This is a genomic window from Qipengyuania algicola (assembly GCF_042492175.1).
Lineage (GTDB): Bacteria > Pseudomonadota > Alphaproteobacteria > Sphingomonadales > Sphingomonadaceae > CAJXSN01.
The window spans coordinates 2071163-2089128 of record NZ_CP170453.1 but is presented as its reverse complement, the minus strand read 5'-3'; the positions used below and the strand labels follow the sequence as shown (position 1 = coordinate 2089128).

General features: G+C 63.5%; 19 protein-coding genes. 8 read left to right on the top strand and 11 right to left on the bottom strand.

All coding sequences use genetic code 11. The features are described from left to right. The first annotated feature begins 4 nt into the window (after positions 1-4). Positions 5-712 (top strand): glutathione S-transferase family protein, encoded by a 708-nt coding sequence (locus ACFCW2_RS09870; protein WP_379546037.1) that lies wholly within the window; start codon positions 5-7, stop codon positions 710-712. 31 nt (positions 713-743) lie between these two features. Here ACFCW2_RS09870 and ACFCW2_RS09865 read toward each other — a convergent pair whose 3' ends face one another. Both ACFCW2_RS09865 and glmU read right to left on the bottom strand, forming a co-directional pair. Then, entirely contained in the window at positions 744-1370 is a 627-nt protein-coding gene (locus ACFCW2_RS09865) for a hypothetical protein (RefSeq protein ID WP_379546035.1), read from the bottom strand. Then, complete coding sequence (glmU, locus tag ACFCW2_RS09860; protein WP_379546033.1) at positions 1367-2728, bottom strand: bifunctional UDP-N-acetylglucosamine diphosphorylase/glucosamine-1-phosphate N-acetyltransferase GlmU; 1362 nt, start codon at positions 2726-2728, stop codon at positions 1367-1369. Before glmU ends, ACFCW2_RS09865 begins: the two co-directional genes overlap by 4 nt. A gap of 86 nt (positions 2729-2814) precedes the next feature. On the opposite strand from glmU, the gene ACFCW2_RS09855 reads away from it, so the two are divergent. The 3 genes from ACFCW2_RS09855 to ACFCW2_RS09845 all read left to right on the top strand — a co-directional run bounded on the left by ACFCW2_RS09855 (position 2815) and on the right by ACFCW2_RS09845 (position 5798). Beyond that, a complete protein-coding gene (locus ACFCW2_RS09855) occupies positions 2815-3495 on the top strand; it encodes an HAD-IA family hydrolase (RefSeq protein WP_379546031.1) in 681 nt (226 codons plus the stop codon). Between the two features lie 149 nt (positions 3496-3644). Beyond that, positions 3645-4574 (top strand): SDR family NAD(P)-dependent oxidoreductase, encoded by a 930-nt coding sequence (locus ACFCW2_RS09850; RefSeq protein WP_379546029.1) that lies wholly within the window; start codon positions 3645-3647, stop codon positions 4572-4574. Positions 4575-4658: 84 nt separating this feature from the next. Beyond that, positions 4659-5798, top strand: coding sequence for a hypothetical protein (locus tag ACFCW2_RS09845; RefSeq protein ID WP_379546028.1), 1140 nt, complete (start codon positions 4659-4661; stop codon positions 5796-5798). A gap of 168 nt (positions 5799-5966) precedes the next feature. Here ACFCW2_RS09845 and ACFCW2_RS09840 read toward each other — a convergent pair whose 3' ends face one another. Genes ACFCW2_RS09840 through ACFCW2_RS09825 form a run of 4 tightly spaced genes read right to left on the bottom strand, consistent with a single transcriptional unit; the run spans position 5967 to position 9043 of the window. Beyond that, the gene (locus ACFCW2_RS09840; protein WP_379546026.1) at positions 5967-6332 is read right to left on the bottom strand and encodes a DUF2794 domain-containing protein; all 366 of its coding nucleotides are present in this window, start codon (positions 6330-6332) and stop codon (positions 5967-5969) included. Next, positions 6332-7063, bottom strand: a complete 732-nt coding sequence (epsC, locus tag ACFCW2_RS09835) for a serine O-acetyltransferase EpsC (RefSeq protein WP_379546024.1) — start codon at positions 7061-7063, stop codon at positions 6332-6334. Before epsC ends, ACFCW2_RS09840 begins: the two co-directional genes overlap by 1 nt. Positions 7064-7115: 52 nt before the next feature. Continuing rightward, on the bottom strand, positions 7116-7733 hold the full coding sequence (locus tag ACFCW2_RS09830; protein ID WP_379546022.1) for an ATPase: 618 nt from the start codon (positions 7731-7733) through the stop codon (positions 7116-7118). A gap of 17 nt (positions 7734-7750) precedes the next feature. Next, positions 7751-9043: a heavy-metal-associated domain-containing protein gene (locus ACFCW2_RS09825; protein WP_379546020.1), complete on the bottom strand. Its 1293-nt coding sequence runs from the start codon at positions 9041-9043 to the stop codon at positions 7751-7753. 69 nt (positions 9044-9112) lie between these two features. Between ACFCW2_RS09825 and purM the strand changes: the two genes are divergently transcribed. The 3 genes from purM (at position 9113) to ACFCW2_RS09810 (ending at position 11954) form a co-directional block, all read left to right on the top strand. Then, a complete protein-coding gene (gene purM / locus ACFCW2_RS09820) occupies positions 9113-10231 on the top strand; it encodes a phosphoribosylformylglycinamidine cyclo-ligase (protein ID WP_379546018.1) in 1119 nt (372 codons plus the stop codon). Positions 10232-10280: 49 nt separating this feature from the next. After that, positions 10281-11192, top strand: coding sequence for a formyltransferase family protein (locus tag ACFCW2_RS09815; protein ID WP_379548967.1), 912 nt, complete (start codon positions 10281-10283; stop codon positions 11190-11192). Between the two features lie 123 nt (positions 11193-11315). Then, a complete protein-coding gene (locus ACFCW2_RS09810) occupies positions 11316-11954 on the top strand; it encodes an NAD(P)H-dependent oxidoreductase (RefSeq protein WP_379546016.1) in 639 nt (212 codons plus the stop codon). A gap of 122 nt (positions 11955-12076) precedes the next feature. Here ACFCW2_RS09810 and ndk read toward each other — a convergent pair whose 3' ends face one another. The 5 genes from ndk to ACFCW2_RS09785 form a co-directional block, all read right to left on the bottom strand. Continuing rightward, positions 12077-12499, bottom strand: coding sequence for a nucleoside-diphosphate kinase (ndk, locus tag ACFCW2_RS09805; protein ID WP_379546014.1), 423 nt, complete (start codon positions 12497-12499; stop codon positions 12077-12079). A 108-nt stretch (positions 12500-12607) separates the two neighbouring features. Further along, positions 12608-13195 (bottom strand): hypothetical protein, encoded by a 588-nt coding sequence (locus tag ACFCW2_RS09800; RefSeq protein ID WP_379546012.1) that lies wholly within the window; start codon positions 13193-13195, stop codon positions 12608-12610. Positions 13196-13203: 8 nt separating this feature from the next. Then, positions 13204-13641, bottom strand: coding sequence for a DNA polymerase III subunit chi (locus ACFCW2_RS09795; RefSeq protein ID WP_379546010.1), 438 nt, complete (start codon positions 13639-13641; stop codon positions 13204-13206). After that, positions 13638-13790, bottom strand: coding sequence for a DUF2256 domain-containing protein (locus ACFCW2_RS09790; RefSeq protein ID WP_425589487.1), 153 nt, complete (start codon positions 13788-13790; stop codon positions 13638-13640). Before ACFCW2_RS09790 ends, ACFCW2_RS09795 begins: the two co-directional genes overlap by 4 nt. Positions 13791-13834: 44 nt before the next feature. After that, positions 13835-15295, bottom strand: coding sequence for a leucyl aminopeptidase (locus ACFCW2_RS09785; RefSeq protein ID WP_379546008.1), 1461 nt, complete (start codon positions 15293-15295; stop codon positions 13835-13837). Between the two features lie 138 nt (positions 15296-15433). On the opposite strand from ACFCW2_RS09785, the gene ACFCW2_RS09780 reads away from it, so the two are divergent. Beyond that, complete coding sequence (locus tag ACFCW2_RS09780; RefSeq protein WP_379546006.1) at positions 15434-17869, top strand: LPS-assembly protein LptD; 2436 nt, start codon at positions 15434-15436, stop codon at positions 17867-17869. Positions 17870-17966 lie beyond the last annotated feature (97 nt).

The window sequence follows — 17966 nt, the reverse complement described above, 5'->3', positions numbered from 1 at the left end:
CGCCATGCTCAAAGCATATCACCTGCCGGGACGCTGGGGATTACCATCGGTCAGCCCGTTTTGCCTGAAACTCGACGCGGTGCTTCGCATGGCGCATGTCGAGCATCAATCGCTCACCGCATCCACTCCGTTTGGCGGCCCCAAGAAGAAGGCTCCATGGATCGAGCATGACGGGCGCAAGATTGGCGATTCGTCCCTGATCATCGACTATCTCAAAGACCGCTTCGCCGTGGACATCGATGCGCATCTTACTGAAGAAGAGCGCGGATTGGCCACGGCGACGGGCCGGATGGTCGAGGAAAACCTCTATTGGGCGATGGTGTATGACCGGTGGCAGCGTCCCGAAAACTGGCCAATCCTCAAGCAGTCGGTGCTGGGCGATATTCCTGCTCCTGCGCGCGCCATTATCGCTCCGATCGCGCGGCGCGGCGTAGCCAAACAATTGCAGGGGCACGGCATGGGCCTGCATTCTCCGCAGGAAATCGAGGCCATTGCCCAGCGCGACATTACCGCGCTTGCCGCGATATTGGGGAACAAGGACTGGTTCTTCGGCGGCGCGCCGGGACTGGCCGATGCTACGGTCTACTCGCTGCTCGCGAATATTCTGCACGTGCCGTTCGACAGCCCGATGAAGGACATGATCACGCAGCACCCTGCATTGCCCGCTTTTGTCGATCGGTTCCGGGCGAAAGTCTATCCCGACGCGGGGTGACCTTCAATTCGACCCCCGGCGTCGGGGCAGCCTACCCCTCGTAAAACAATTCGCTGGCCACGCCGCCATAGTTTTCACCCGCGCCGACATCGACCGCTGACGGCGAGCCTGCGATGCATGTCCTTTTGCCGATTGTCTCGCCGCCACGCACGACCATCACACCGTCGGTGATCTCAGGGTTGTTCGGTTCGCCGGGTTCGAAATTGGTGCGCACGATGCGGCTGAACACGATGTAGCGCGTGTCGCCATTGCTGAACGCGATCTGCGCTTCGCCGCCGCCCGAATAGGGCACGCTGGCGAACTTCCCGTTGTCGAGAGTGATCTCGGCCACTTCGTTGCCGAAGCGGTATTGGGCATTCCCGTCCTTGCCGCAGACAGCGATCTGCTTGCCGCCCTTGTCATCGCAGGAGAAGAGAGTTTCCTCGCCCTCCTGGCACGCTACCGGCTGCGCTATGTCGTCTTCCCGCCCTGAGTCGCCCGCACCGTCGGTCGAATCGTCAGTGGCCTCGTCTGTGGCTTCATCAGGAGTTCCATCCGCTTCCGAACCATCCTCGACAACTGCCAGCTCGGGCGAACCCAAAACCGATTCGCTATCGGTCACGTCCCCGCCGCAGGCCGCCAGAGCCAGCACGCTGACCATTGCAAATGCCGTTCTCATTTCTTGTCCCCTGCTGCTGCCTTCTTCTTTTTCATCGTGTCGTGGAAGCGGTCGGCCCAGCCAGGCTTCACCGATTGCTCCGAGCGTTCCATTCTGAGCTCGCCATCACCCACATCGCGGGTAACGGTGCTGCCCGCTGCGACAATCGCATCTGCGCCGATATTCACCGGTGCGACCAGCGCGCTGTTCGATCCGATAAAGGCCCGCTCGCCGATCACGGTCTGGTATTTGAAGTAGCCATCGTAATTGCAGGTAATCGTGCCTGCGCCGATGTTTGCGCCCGCGCCCACCTCGGCATCGCCCAGATAGGTCAGGTGGTTGGCCTTCGCGCCCTCGCCCAGAACGGCCTTTTTCATCTCGACGAAATTGCCGATCTTCGCGCCCTTCTTCAGCACCGCGCCGGGGCGCAGACGGGCATAGGGGCCGACTTCGCAGCCCTCGCCCAGCGTCGCGCCTTCCAGATGGCTAAAAGCGCGGATGGTGCAACCATCGGCCACGCTAACGCCGGGGCCGAACACCACGTTTGGCTCCACCACCACATCACGGCCCAGCTGCGTATCGTAGCTGAAGAACACCGTTTCGGGCGCTTTCAACGTTACCCCATCGGCCATCGCGTCTTCACGGCGCAGTTCCTGCCACTGGGCCTCGGCCCGGGCGAGCTCGCTGCGGCTGTTGATGCCCTGCACTTCATCGGGAGCATCGGTGGTCACAGCAGCGCAAGTGCGCCCGTCAGCCAATGCGATATTGACGATGTCGGGCAGGTAGTATTCGCCCTGCGCATTGTCGTTGGTCACCCGGTCGAGCAGCGCAAACAGCTCGTCCGCCTTCGCTGCCATCAGGCCGGAATTGCACAGCGTGCAGGCGCGCTCTGCCTCGTCCGCGTCCTTGTATTCCACCATCTTGGAGATGCGGCCCTCGGCGTCGGTCAGCACGCGGCCATAGGCGCCTGCATCCTCCGGCTCGAAGCCCAGCACCACAGCAGCAGGGGCATCGTCCTGCTCCAGCCGGTCAAGCATCGCCTGCATCGTTTCGGGCCGCACAAAGGGCACATCGCCATACATCACCAGCACTGCGCCGGTGAAGCCTGTCAGCGCCTCGCGCGCCTGCTGCACCGCGTGACCCGTGCCGTGCTGAGGTTCCTGCAAACAGGTTTTGGCGCTGTCACCGAGCGCTGCCTCCAGCTGCTCGCGCCCGGCGCCAACCACCACCACCTTGTGCGCGGGCGACAGCGCATCCACGGATGCCATCAAATGATGGAGCATGGAGAGCCCGGCAATCGGGTGCAGCACCTTGTGCAAATCGCTTTTCATGCGGGTGCCCTTGCCCGCGGCAAGGATGACGGCGGCAAAATCAGTCATGCGAACTCCTGTTATGCGCCCCCTTTGCCACCCTTTCCTTGCGGTTTGAAGTCGCTTGCGGCACGTCGCCCCACATGACCGCGCACATGACCGATATTCCCTTCACCGCCATTGGCTTCGATCTCGATGGGACGCTGCTCGATACCTTCCGCGATCTGGGCGAGGCGGTGAACCACGCGCTGAAGCTGGGCGGGTTCGATCCGGTGCCGGTGGACAGCAGCAAGGATCTTATCGGCGGGGGCGCGAAGATCATGCTCAGCCGCGCAGTCGATGCGCAGGGCGGGATGCCGCGCGACGATTTCCATGCGCTGTATAAGCAGATGCTGGCCTATTATTCGCAGCACAACGCGGTCCATTCGCGGCCCTATCCCGGCGTGATCGAGGCGCTCGACCAACTCGCCGCGCAGGGTGTGAAAATGGCGGTTGTCACCAACAAGTTCGAAGAGTTCGCGCGCAGCGTGCTGACCCAGCTGGACCTCGCCGACCGCTTCGTGACGATCATCGGCGGGGACACGATGGGCAAGGGAAATGCCAAGCCTGCGCCGGACCCGGTGATCGAGGCGCGCAAAAGATGCGAAGCGGCAGGCGCAAACGGCCGCTTCGCCTTCGTCGGCGACAGCACCTATGACGTGAACGCCGCAAAGGCCGCTGGCGTGCCGGTGGTCGCGGCGGCCTATGGCTATTGCGACAAGCCCCCGCACGAGCTGGGCGCGGACGCGGTTATCGAACGATTCGATCAATTGTTGCCTGCGCTCGCAGCAATGTAACAACGCAGATGCGCCCTGCCCTTACGGCACTGGGCATTGGCCTCTCCCCTGTTGCAACGCACCATAATACCTGCCACCCAGCGCGGGATTGACGGACACGTAAGGCTCCGTCTTCGGATATTTTCATTACCCATTGCGGAGAGAAACCCATGACCATTTCCTTCAAAGATAAAGTCGCCATCGTCACCGGTGCGGGCGGCGGCCTTGGCCGTGAATATGCCCTCGAACTCGCCCGCCGCGGCGCGAAAGTTGTCGTCAACGATCTGGGCGGCGCACGCGACGGCACCGGCTCCTCCGATGCAGCAGCCGAAGTGGTTGCGGAAATCGAGAAAATGGGCGGCGAGGCGATGGCCAATGGCGGCAGTGTCACCGAATACGACCAGATGGAAAAGATGGTCGCCGACGCCAAACAGAAATGGGGCGGCGTCCATGTGCTGATCAACAATGCCGGCGTCCTGCGCGACAAGAGCTTCGTGAAGATGACGCCGGAAGACTTCGAATTCGTGGTCAAAGTCCACCTGACCGGCAGTGCGTTCGCCACCAAGGCGTGCTGGGAAACCTTCCGCGAGCAGGCCTATGGCCGCGTTCTGATGACCGCCAGCAGCACCGGCCTGTTCGGCAATTTCGGCCAGGCAAATTACGGCGCAGCCAAGCTGGGCCTCGCCGGCCTGACCAAGACGCTGCAGATCGAAGGCGCGAAATACAACATCAAGGTCAACACGCTCTCGCCCGTCGCCGGCACGCGTATGACGGAAGACCTGTTTCCCGAAGAAGCGTTCAAGCTGTTCGCCCCTGAAAACGTTGCCCCGGCAGCTGTATTTCTGGTCAGCGAAGATGCCCCGTCCAACGCCATCGTCGGCGCAGGCGCAGGCGGTTTCCACTCGGCCTGGACCGTGATGAACGATGCCGTCTGGCTACCCGAGGACCAGCGCACGGTCGAAGGCTTCGCGGAAGCCTGGGACAAGATCAGCGACTTCTCCAATCTGGTCGCTCCGCAGTCCGGCTCCGAGCAGTCGGGCGCCATTCTGACCGCAATGCAGAAAGTGACCGGCACCGGCCCCGACAGCGCGCGGGGCTAACGCTTTCAACGCAGCCTCGCAGGCTGTGTTGACAGACTAACACACAAGGCCCATCCCTCGCGTCGAACCGAGGGGTGGGCCTTTATGTATTCGCAGGACGAGATCAATTCGGCAGTGGCCGCTGGAGTGATGACACAGGAGGCGGCCGACGCTCTGCGCGCCCATGCCGAAGCCATCCGCGCGCGGCCCGTCACCGACGAAGAGCATTTTCGCCTCGTCAACAGCTTCAACGATATTTTCGTGGCGATCGGAATCGTGATCCTGCTGGTCGCGGCGGGCGCCATCGGGCAAGCGATCAGCGAAGCGATTTTGCCCGCTCCCAGTTGGCCAAGCGGCAATGTGGCAGACGAGGAATATGCAAGGATCACCGCCGATTATTACAGATCCGATGGCCTCGAACTGGCGCTAGCGGGAGTGTTCGTCGCCGCCGCCAGCTGGCCCCTTGCCGAATTTTTCACCGGCAAACGGCGTATGGCGCTGCCGAGCATCCTGTTGCTGGTGGCGTTTGTCGGCGCGGTTTTCACCGCATCGTTTGGCACCGGCCAGTTCCTTTCCCATTCGAACGAAGACGCAGCTGCCGCTGTGTTTGTCCTCGGCAGCGGATTGATAGCGCTGGCTGCCGCGTGGCTTCACTGGCGGCGCTTCAAAGTGCCGATCACGGTTGCAGCAGGAGCAGCAGCGCTCGCGGTGAGTTTCCTCGGCCTGATCGGGCTGGTGCTGGAATTGACGCTCGAGGTCCAAGGAGACGACTGGATGCTGCCCGTCATATTTGTCGCCGGCGTGGCAATCTTTATCGCCGCGATGCGCTGGGACATGAGCGACCCGACCCGCGAAACCCGCCGGGCCGATGTGGCGTTTTGGCTGCATCTGCTGGCCGCGCCGATGATCGCGCATCCCGTGTTCACGGCGACGGGCGTGATCGATAACAACGCCGATGTCGGCGTGTTCGGCGCTCTGGCAGTGGTCGCGATCTATATCGTCTTCGGGCTGGTCGCGTTGGCCATTGACCGGCGCGCCCTGTTGGTCTCCGCGCTGATCTACGTGCTGGCCGCGCTCGCTTTCCTGTTCGACCAGTTTGGCGCGGTGGAGCTGACCTTCGCGCTCACAGCACTGGTCATCGGCTCGGCCTTGCTCACCCTCTCGGCCTATTGGAGCCCGATCAGGCGCACGATTGTAGGAGGGTTGCCGGGGAATTTGCAGGCGAAACTGCCAGCTATTGCGTGATCGCCAGAACACCGTTCGCCCTGAGCGGTGTTGCTGCGCAACAGCTGCGCTTCCGAAGGGCTGCTTTACTTTTGGCTGTGCGCTAGAAGAGAAGGACAATCGTTGGGCTTTGCCCAGCTTCGCTGCCGACAAGCTCAGGATGAGCGGGAATAGGGTTTTGGCCAAGACCTAACCCTCCACCGCCTTCACCAGCCGCCGTTCCATCGGGGCGAGCACGCCTTGCAGTTCATGTCCGCGCTTCAGCACTTGCCCATGTTCGCCGAACAGCGTCCACATGCCCTGCCTTCCCCTGAGCGACGGGCGTTTCTCCACCCGTGCCTGCGGGCGCTCGGCGGCGCGGCGGAACGCGGCAAACACCGCTGCATCCTTGGTGAATTCCATGGCGTAGTCGCGCCATTCGCCTGCCGCGACCATGCGGCCATACAGGTCCATAATGCGCTGCAATTCCTCGCGCGCAAAGCCGACCTGATCCGCGCGGTTTTGCGGGAAGGCGACAACGGAACCTGTTTGCGACGCGCCGGGGCTGGACACCATCAGTCGGCAGTTCCGCTGCGGCGCTCACCAGCACCACCGGTCAAAGGCAGCTGCCCCGCCTTCAGCGCTTCAAGCTCCGCCTTCAATGTTTCAAGATCGGCCTCCAGCGCCTGCACCCGGCGCGTGCCCTCAGCGACTTTCTCGCCAAACTGCTCCTCGCAAGGATCATCGCACGGTGTCCCGTAGGGCAGGAACTCCTTCAGCCAATCCTCTGCCGGGACCAGCGTGCTGCGCGCCTTCAGCCCGATCATCGTCGCACCTTCGGGCACTTCGTCGGTCACCACGGCATTCGCGCCGATGCGGGCGCGCTTGCCCACCATAATCGGGCCGATGACCTGCGCGCCAGAGCCGATGATCACATTGTCCCCGATGGTCGGGTGGCGTTTGCCGCCCACGCCGTTGGTCGGGTTGGTCCCGCCCAGCGTCACGCATTGATAGATAGTCACGTCATCGCCGATCACCGCCGTCTCCCCGATGACGGTGAAGCCATGGTCGATGAAGAAGTTCTTCCCGATTTTCGCGCCCGGATGGATGTCGATAGCGGTCAGAAACCGCGAAAAATGGTTCACGAAGCGGGCGAGGAAATACATCTTCGCCTCGAACAGCCAATGCGCCACGCGGTGGAGGCCCAGTGCCAGCACGCCGGGATACAGCAGGATTTCCCAGCGCGAGCGCGGGGCCGGATCGCGCGCACGAACCGAGTCGAGATAGGATGTCAGACCTCTGAGCATGGGCACCTCACGAAGCTGAATCTCCCACTTTTGCGTGTGATACGCAAGTTTGTCACAGCAGCCGCGCCTGTTCCGGGCCCTGTACAGCGTCCAGCGCATCGCGCCAGATACCCATGGTCGGCGCGGTCTTGCGTTCAAGACTTAGCCGGTCGATTGCCGCCACCACCCGCTCGATTTCAGCGAAACTGCGGGTAATGCGCGGCACCAGATAGGTAAGCGCGCCTTCGCCCAGCGCAAGGCCGCGCTGGCTGGCGTGAATCTCAATGAGGTCGGCCAGCATCGCATCATCGGGCTGCCCGATCTGCAGATGGAGCGCCGCGCCCAGCCGCGAACGCAGGTCGGGCAGAGTGATCTCCCACTCCTCCCCGTCCGCGATCAGCAGCAGCTTCTCGCCTTGCTCCTGCGCCCGGTTCCAGCGGTGAAACAGGTCGGTCTCGTCCCAACCGTCCGCCCCGTCGATCACCACCCCGCCGCTTTGCGCAAACCAGCGGCCCAGCAGCGATTTGCCGGAGCGCGGCGGGCCGGTCAGGATCGCTGTGCCGAACGGCCATGGCGAGGGATCGGCCAGAGCCTCCGCCGCGCGCTGGTTCGCCGGGCCAAGGGCAATGCGCGCAGGCTCGCCCTCGCTCTGGAGCGACAGGGGCAGCGCAATTTGCGTATGCTGGGCCACAGGCGACGCCTCTGCGCCTAGCGACTGATGGCGAGCGCGTTGCTCCCCTGCCGCACAGTGAACCCGCGTGCGGCCAGCGCCTGCGCCAGTTCCGACAGCGAACCGCCATAGGTCACGCTCATCACCGAGGTACCGCCAATCGCTAGCGAGGATGTTGCCGCGCCGCGCACCCCGGGTGTGGAGCGAACAGCGGCCAGCGTCCCGTCAATCGTGCTGGCATCAGGCGTGGCGAACTGGACCACGAAAGAGGAGACTACGACCGGCGCGGCGGTGGGTGCGGCGGTCGGCTGCGCGGTTGGCTCGGCGGGACGCGCGGCTGCATCGCGCTCCGCCTGCTCGGCCCGGCGCTGCGCTGCAGCAGCCGCTTCGGCCTGCCGGCCTGCGTCGATCAGGCGCTGGATCGCCGGGTCGATGCTGCCACCCGACTGGTTGAGCGTGGGGTCGGGCTTCAATCGCCCATCCGCCAGCGCGGCCTCGTAAATCGTGTCGAACCGCTCGATTGCCTTGTTGTACATCGCGGGAATCTGGCGCGGATTGGCAACGCGCAGGGTGAACCCGTCGAGATAGGTGTTGTCCGGACCGTAGCGGGCAATGAACCGCGCCGTCACCGGGCCGCCGGGATATTCGTGGTCCAGCTTCGCAATCGCGACAATCACATCGGACGCACCGAACTGGTTCAGGATATTGCGCCACCATGCGCGGCTGCGGCGATTGATCTGGCCCGCCGTCACCAGCAGCGAATCGCCGCCCGCGCCGGACGGGCGCACATAGTCGATCTTGCTGGAACCGGCCTGATACTCGGCCCACGCGCGCTGCCAGTCATTGCGCTGCTCGTAAATCAGCTGCGTTCCGCCGGTGACGGTCAGCGGCACCAGCAGCATCGGCGCAGAGCGCGCGCGCTGTCCGCCACGGCCGAGATAGCCGCCAGCTCGCGCGCGGTCGAAAATGATCCCCAGCGTCGCGACATAGCGCCGCGGGCCAACCCGTTCCCGCTCGATCACCACGGCCGAAACCAGCGATTGCAGCTGGCCGTCCGAAAGCGACGGTCCGCCGATCTTGGCCCAGGCCTGCCGCTGCGCATCGCGCCAGCCTTTGGCCCGCGCGTCTTCCGGATTGCTGCCGCTGACATCGACCTCGATCCCGCCGACATCGATATCGGTGCTCGCCACCACGGCTGATATGCCCCGGTCGCCTTCCACCTGCGCGCCGACCATTGTCGGGCCTGCGATCAGGGCGAGCACGAGCGCCAAGGCCAAAGCAGCCAAAACGAGTGTCACGCGGACGGGCGGAAGAGAGAATTGCCGTGTCATGGGGAAAACCATGCGCCTTTTGCCGAAAGCCCCGTGCGATTCCAAGCGCGAATGCGTAAAGGCGTGGACATGACCGGGGAAGAAACAGACCGCACCGCCGAAAATGGCAGCTACACCTACGCGCAGGCGGGTGTCTCTATCGAAGCGGGCAATGCGCTGGTGAAGGCTATCGGCCCGCTGGTGAAGGCCACCGCGCGCCCCGGCGCAGACGCCGATATTGGCGGTTTCGGGGGCTTTTTCGATCCGAAAGCAGCGGGTTTCAAGGATCCGTTGCTGGTCGCCGCAAATGACGGTGTCGGCACAAAACTGAAACTCGCCATCGATCACGACCGGCACGAAGGCGTCGGCGTCGATCTGGTGGCGATGTGCGTTAACGATCTGATCGTTCAGGGCGCAGAGCCGCTGTTTTTCCTCGATTACTTCGCCACAGGCAAGCTGGAGAACGGCGTGGCCGAGCGCGTGGTCGCCAGCATTGCGGGCGGGTGCAAGGAATCGGGCTGCGCGCTGATCGGCGGCGAAACGGCGGAAATGCCCGGTATGTATGCCGCCGGAGACTATGATCTGGCGGGCTTCTGCGTCGGCGCGGTGGAGCGCGGCGAGCAGCTGACGGGCGAGAAAGTCGCGCCCGGCCATGTGCTGCTGGGCCTCGCGTCCTCCGGGGTCCATTCCAATGGCTTTTCGCTCGTCCGGCGGCTGGCGGCGGACAAGGGCTGGAAGCTGGACCGCCCCGCCCTGTTCGACAGTGATGTCCTGCTGATCGACGCGCTGCTGGCCCCGACGCGCATCTATGTCAGCAGCCTGCTGCCCGCCATTCGCGCAGGCGAAGTGGACGCGCTCGCGCACATCACCGGCGGCGGATTGCTGGAGAATATTCCCCGTGTGCTGCCCGATGGCGCGCATGCGGTGGTGCAGGCCGATGGCTGGGACCAGCCGCGCCTGATGGCGTTTCTGCAGGCGCAGGGCCAGATCGAGCCGGAAGAAATGGCACGCACCTTCAATTGCGGGGTCGGCATGGTGCTGGCGGTGACGCCGGAGAATGTCGACTCGGTGACACGGCGGCTGGAAGCGGCGGGCGAGACCGTGCTGCGTGTCGGCGAAGTGATCGCGGGCGACAAGGGCTGCACGGTGCGCGGGTCGCAGGGCACGTGGTCGGCCAAATCGGCTTGGGAAGCCACCCATCTTGGCTGACACGCCAAAAGCAAAGGTTGCCGTGCTGGTCTCCGGCACCGGCACCAATATGGCCGCGCTGCTGTACGCGAGCCGCCTGCCCGATGCCGCGTACGAGATTGTCTTGGTTGCCAGCAACGATCCGCAGGCAGGCGCGCTGGCGCTGGCCGAGGCGGAAGGCGTCCCGACCTTCGCGCTGAGCCACAAGGGCATGGACCGCGCCGACCACGATGCGGCGATGGACGCAGCGATCCGCAAGAGCGGTGCGGAATTTGTCGCGCTGGCCGGGTATATGCGCATTCTCGGCGATGAAATCGTCGGCCAATGGGCGGGCCGCATGCTCAATATCCACCCGTCCCTGCTGCCGCTCTACACCGGCCTGGAAACTCACAAGCGCGCCATCGAAGCGGGCGATAGTCATGGCGGCGCGTCGGTGCATCTGGTGATCCCCGAGCTCGATTCCGGCGAAGTGCTGGGGCAGGTCCGCGTGGCGATCCAGCCGGGCGACACCCCCGCCACGCTCGCAGAGCGGGTCAAGCTGGCCGAACACCAGCTCTACCCGCGCATCTTGGGCGACTATGTCTCGCGCGGATACGATTCCGACTATCTCTATGCCCGCGTGGCCGATCTGGCTCTGGCTCTGCCCGAAGCCGAGGAGAAGACCAGCCACGGTTCGCCAGGTTTCCGGACGGGCGGCAAGAGCGGCAAGTTCTTCGCCCATTTCAATGACCAGCACCACGGCGTGCCGCATATCTCCGTCCTCGCCAAAACCAGCGGTCAGGACGAGCTGCTGGACCTGATCGAGCGCGACCCCGACACATTCTACAAACCCGCCTATTACGGCGCGAGCGGCTGGGTCGGCATAATACTGAACCGGCCGGGATGCGACTGGGACCAGGTCGCCCACTGGCTGGAACGCAGCTGGGCAAGCGTCGCGCCGAAGCGGCTGACGAAACTGAGGGAAGCGGCGGCGGAGTTTTGAGGGCTGCTGGCGATTTGATCGCCGGCATCGTTCGCTTGTCCCCTTTCTCAAGCGAACATTGACGCAGGAATCCTTATCGGCCAGCTTCTTCCGGCCTCCCTCACAGTCAGGATTGCCAATCATATGCGCGTTCTTCTGCTTGATGGTCATCCTGACGAAGGTCGGTTTTCCTCGCACCTGCTCCAACAGTACGAGGACGCTCTGCCGGCAGGAACGACCACTGAGAGGATTGCGGTTCGAGACATGGATTTCTCGCCGATCTTGCGGTTCGGATATGCCAAACGCGTGGAGTGGGAGCCAGATGTTGCCAGTCTGGCGAAGCAAATTGATGAGTGCGATCACTTGGTGGTCAGCTTCCCGATGTGGTGGGGAAGCGAGCCTGCCGAACTCAAGGGTTTACTCGACCGTGTGCTCCTGCCCGGTTTCACATTTGCCTATCATTCCGACGACCCCTGGTGGGACAGGTACATGGAAGGGCGCTCTGCGGATGTGATCGCAACGATGGACACACCGCCATTCTTCTTGCGCCTTGGCTACGGCAATGCATTGATCAAACGATGGAAGCGCCAGATTCTCAGTTTCTGCGGTTTCAAGCCGGTGCGGTTTCTGGCTTGTGGGCCCATCAAGAATGGCAGTGCAGAGAAGCACGTCGGTAAATGGGAAAAGCAGATTCAGCGACTGGCTCAATCGATCCGGCCTGCGTCTGCGGACAAGAAGCAACTTCGTCTCAATAGCTTCCTCAATCGAAAGAGAGCTCGTTAGGCTTTCCGTTTCGACCAATAGTGGTGCGCCGGCCTAGCGCCCGCTTTCCACCCATCGCAGACACAAAAAAGGCCGCCGGATCGCTCCGACGGCCTTTTGTGTTCTTAGCGCTCAATCGCCGTTCAGCCGACGATTTCTTCCGGCTTGAAAAAGAAGTCGATTTCGATCTTCGCATTCTCTTCGCTGTCGCTGCCGTGGACGGTGTTTTCGCCGATCGACAGGGCGTGTTCCTTGCGGATGGTGCCGGGTGCGGCTTCTTCGGGGTTGGTTGCGCCCATGATGTCGCGGTTGCGGGTGACGGCGTCTTCGCCTTCCAGCACCTGCACGACCACCGGCTCGCTCATCATGAATTCGGTCAGCTCGCCGAAGAACGGACGCTCACTGTGCACAGCGTAGAAGCCTTCGGCCTGTTCCTTGGTCATGTGGATACGCTTGGAGGCGACGACGCGCAGGCCGGCTTCTTCCAGCATCTTGGTGACGGCGCCGGTCAGATTGCGGCGGGTGGCATCGGGCTTGATGATCGAAAAGGTGCGGGTAACCGCCATGAGTATTTCCTTCAGGTTTTTGTATGGGGAATTATGGCCTGCGCCCTTACTGGCATGGGCGATGGGCGGCAAGTCTTGTCAGCACGTACGCGTGACTAAGACGAGTTGCTAGGAAGCTGGTGCGGGATCGGCTGCCTTGCCGATGATGTAGAGCTGGACGGCGGTGGCGCTGCGGGTTTCCGGCGCGGCCTCGGCGCTTTCGTCTTCCTCCGCCTCATCTTCTGGCGGTGGAGGCGCGCGGGTGCCGTCCTCCAGAAACAGCGCCTTGGCGGCGTGCACGGTGATCCGGCTGCGATCCGGGCCGATAGCGATGTACGTGACTGCATCCTCTTCGCCCAAGTCGAGCGCCGGGTTCAAGCCAGCCTCGCCGGTGGCACCGCGATAAAATGCGGCGACATCTGCAGGCGACCGGTCGCTGGTCAGCTCGATCAACGCGATGCGCAGGCCGTCGGGGGATGCCACATGGGTTGCCAGCGTCACTTCTGCATCCGGCATAATCGGGATATCGACCGGCAGCGCAGCAGCAATCGCAGGGCCGGAAAGCATCGTCGCCTCCCCGCCCTCCACCGGCGCGCGGGCGGTGATGGTCCTTGCCTCGAGGTCTTCCTCGTAGGTGCCAGCCTCACCGCCTTCGCCAGCGCCGTCGCAGGCCGCCAGCATCAGGCCCGCCAAAAGGGGCACAGCGGCCGCGCGCATAAGGCGGCTTAACCGAGGCGTTGCCACCGGCCACCCTCCTGCTTGAGGAAATTCTTCTCCAGCCCTTCTTCCGCCGAGAACGCCTTCCACAATTCGCGCGCAGCCTGCCGCCGGTCCTCGCCGAACAGCAGCATCACCCGCTCGAACCCGCGCGCTTCCTCGCGCCAGATGCCGTCGGCCAGCATGGCAAAGGTTGCATCGTTGGCGCTCGTGGTCGTCTCGCCCAGCAGGATCGGCTGGCGCGCGGCGTTGCTGTCCGATGCGCCGCCATGGGCGAGGAAAGCGTCGCCCTCCCGCTCCCACAAGGCACGATCCAGTTTCGCGCGCAGATCGGAATCCTGCGCGGCAATGCTCAGCCGCTTGCCCGCCTCCAGCGTTTTGCGCGCCAGCAATGGGGCGACCGTTTCCACCGGATCGGCATCAAGCAGGTAGAAATCGACTCTCATGCCGACTGCTTAGACGACCGGCGGCAACGCTCGGAACAATATTGTACGTTGTCCCAATCGCGCTCCCATTTCTTGCGCCAATTAAACGGCAGCTCGCATTCCGCGCAAATCTTGCTCGGCAAGTCGCCCTTCTTGCGCATCTTAGCCATTCTTGCTGCCTACCGCTTCGCTACTTGAGGCACGGGATCGGTTTTCAGTTTTCCAGCGTGTCGCGCACGTAGCGATCGATCAGGCGCACCCCGTAACCGGTTGCGCCCTTGCCCCAGGTGCGGCCCGGTTTGTCGGCCCAGACCATCCCGGCAATATCGCAATGCGCCCACGGGCGATCATCGGTGATGAAGCGCTGCAGGAACTGCGCCGCCGTGATGGAGCCTGCCCCGCGCGGGCCGACATTCTTGATATCGGCAATCGGGCTGTCGATCAGCTTGTCGTATTCCGGGGTCAGCGGGAAACGCCACAGCTTGTCACCAACGGATTTGCCAGCCGCCAGCAGCTTGCCCGCCAGTTCGTCATCATTGGAGAATACCCCGCCATGTTCGCTGCCCAGCGCGATAATCATCGCGCCAGTCAGCGTAGCGAAATCAACGATGGCGACAGGATCGTATTCCTTCTGCGCCCAGTGCAGCGCATCGCACAGGACCAGGCGGCCTTCTGCGTCTGTGTTGATCACTTCGATGGTCTGGCCGGACATGCTGGTGACGACGTCACCGGGCAATTGCGCGCGGCCATCGGGCATGTTTTCGACCAGACCGACCACGCCGATCACATTCGCTTTCGCCTTGCGCTTGGCCATGGCGAGCATCGCGCCGGTGACAGCGCCCGAGCCGCCCATGTCCCACTTCATGTCTTCCATGCCGGCAGCAGGTTTCATGCTGATGCCGCCAGTGTCGAAGGTCACGCCCTTGCCGACAAACACCGTGGGCCGCTCGCCCGCGTCGCCGCCATTCCAGCGCATGGCAAGCAGGCGCGATTCGCGCTCCGACCCGCGCCCGACGCCGAGCAGAGCGCCCATGCCGAGCTTTTCCATATCGTTATCGTCGAGGATGGTCAGCTCGACGCCCGTGCCCTCGAATGCCGCTTGCGCCTTCTCGACGAAGCTGACGGGATAGACCTTGTTGGCCGGTTCGGTCACAAGCATGCGGGTGAACTCCACCCCGTCTGCAACAGCCGCGGCATCGGCCAGAGCGGCATCGCTGCCCTCCGGCGCGCCGACCACCACAACTTTGACGAGGGAGCGCTTCTGGTCCTTCTTCATCGTCGTGCGATGTTCGTCATAGCGCCAGCTGCGCAGACGCAGGCCGAGCAGCAATGCGCCCAATCCGGCAGCATCGATCGGCGATCCGCCCGCATCCAGCACCAGCGTGTCGACACCGCTGGCGAAATATTTTGCGCCCAGCGCCGAACCGGCTTTCTCCAGATTGCCCAGACGGTCCGCCGCATCGGCTTTGCCTGCACCGGCCAGCGCCAGCCGGACAACCTTGCCATCACGCTCCACAAAGCTTTCGAACACCTGCCCCGCACCGCCGCGGAACCGGGCTGCGGCTGCGCCTTCACTGACCGTGCGCTCCAGATCGCCGGGGATTGCACCGTGATCGACCACTTGAGTCAGCAGGGAAATGTCGTCGGGAAGCGTGTCGGCAAAGGTGATATTCATAAAAGCTCCGCAAGAGATCGAGATATGGGGCCAATTGGGATCAGCGATATGATGGCCCGACGCACGTCCAAACGCATAGTGGGGCGCACGGTTTCAAACCCGATTGCGATTAGGCGGGCACGGTGCGATAGGCAAGCCATGGTGCCACCCCACAGCCATCTGCCCCCATGCGAGAAACGCACCAGCCGCTTGTCGGGCCACGGGCTGGTGTCCGCCGGTCTTGCCGCAGGGCTCGCAGTCGCTCCGGTGACCGGCCTGTCAGCGCAAGAGGATGCGCAGCTGCCACCCGCAGACGAACTGGCCCCGGCCGGGCAGGATGCCGTCACAATTGCCCGCCTCCAGCCGGAAGACCCCGCGGCTGACTTGCCGCCCGTGCCCGAAGGCGAAGTGGCGTTCGAGGCGGACCGGGTCAGCTACAATTCCAACAATGACAGCGTCACCGCCACCGGCAGTGTGGTGGTCCGCAATGGAGTGCGCACCGTCACCGCCAGCGAGGTGGTGTGGAACCCCGATACCGGCGAAATCGTCGGGACGGGCGATGTCCTGCTGTCCGAAGGCGATCGCTCCGTGCGGGCCGACACGGTTATCTGGAACCGCAATACCGGCGCGATCACCGGCTCCGGCGATGTGCGCTTCGTTGATGAGGACGGCAACCAGCTCTACACCAGCCGGATAGAACTGACCGAGCAATTTCAGGCCGGGTCGATGGACGATCTGCTGCTGGCCCTGCGCGCCGGCGGGCGGCTTGCGGCCCGTTCCGGCGAGCGCGGGCAAGACGGATCGATTGTGCTGAACCGCGCGGCCTATAGCGGCTGCGCGGTGGTCGATCCCGATGGCTGCGACCGCAGGCCCAGCTGGCGGATAACCGCAGACGAAGTGATCTATTCCCCGCAGGATGACCGGATCCGGTTCTCCGGAGCGTATCTGGAACTCTTTGGCAGACGGCTTGTGCCCCTGCCCGGCCTTGCCGTGCGCACCGATGGCGGGCCTGTCAGCGGCTTTCTGGTGCCCGACCTGCGCATTTCGGAATCCAACGGGGTGGAGGTTTCGGGCAGCTACTACACTCGTCTCGCGCCCAATCGCGATGCCACGCTGACGGGGTATCTGTTCACCGAAGCCCCGCCGATGATCAGCGGCCAGTACCGCCAGATGAACGAGCGCGGCGCGTTTCAGGTGACCGGATACGGCACCTATAGCAGCCGCATTTCCGACTTCACCGGCGTGCCGACCAGCGAGAACGATCTGCGCGGCTATATCTATGCCAATGGCCGCGCCCAGTTCGATGAAAACTGGAGCCTGACAGGCTCCATCCGCGCTGCCAGCGACCGTACCTTCCTGCGCCGCTATGACATCAGCCGCGACGACCGGCTGCGCAGTCTGGTTGAAGTCGAGCGGATCGACCGCGACAGCTATTTGCAGATCGCCGGTTACGCCACGCAAACGCTCATTCTAGGCCGCGATCAGGGACAGGTGCCCCTCGCCCTGCCGGCGATCGATTACCGTCGCCGCCTGAAGGACCCGGTGCTGGGCGGGCGGGTCGAATTACAGGCCAATTCGCTCGCCATCTTCCGCGATCAGGGGCAGGACACGCAGCGGGCCTTCGTGCGCGCGCAGTGGGATATGAGCCGCCTGACCAAGATGGGCCAGGTCGTGCGCCTGACCACGCTGGCGCGCGGCGATGTCTATCACTCGGACGAGAATGCGCTCACCCCCTCGGTACTCTATCGCGGCGATCCGGGCTTTCAGGCCCGCGCCATCGGGCTGGCGGCGGTGGATGTGGAATGGCCGTTTGCAGGCGAGCTGCTGGGAGGAACACAGGTTCTGACCCCCCGCGTGCAAGTGGTTGCGAGCCCGGGCATCAAGAACCTCGCTGTCCCCAATGAGGATGCGCGCGCGATCGATCTTGAAGATTCCAACCTTTTCGCGCTCAACCGATTCCCCGGATATGACCGGATCGAAGACGGCGTGCGCATAACCTACGGGCTCGACTGGCAGCTCAACCGCCCGAACTGGCGCGTGAAAACCACGGTCGGCCAATCCTACCGGCTCGACAAGGACCGCGACATTCTGGTCGACGGGACCGGCCTGTCGGAGCGTCTGTCCGATGTGGTCGGGCGCACCGAGATAAGGTTCAAGGACTTCGTATCCTTCACCCACCGCTTCCGGCTGGACAAAGACAATCTGGCCGTGCGCCGGAACGAGGTCGACACCACTATCGGCACCCGCAAGACATATCTCGAGCTGGGCTATCTGCGGCTCAACCGCGACATCAGCGAATTCGGGCTGGAAGATCTGCAGGACCGCGAGGAACTGCGCGCCGCCGCGCGGGTCTCCTTCGCCAATTACTGGTCGGTCTTCGGATCGGGGATATTCAACCTGACCGACCGGAATGAAGACCCGACCTTCATTTCCGACGGGTTTCAGCCGATCCGCACCCGGCTGGGCGTGGCGTATAATGACGATTGTCTGGAAATGGGCCTGACCTGGCGGCGCGACTTTATCGATCAGGGCGATGCAGAGCGCGGCAACACTTTCCAGATCTATTTCAACATCAGCAATCTCGGCTTCCGCTAACGCCCCCTTACGAGCTATCCAAACGTGAATAGCCCCATCACAGCGATTGGCACGGCACGCGCCATCGGGTAACGGCATTGCAACGCTCAGATAAGGT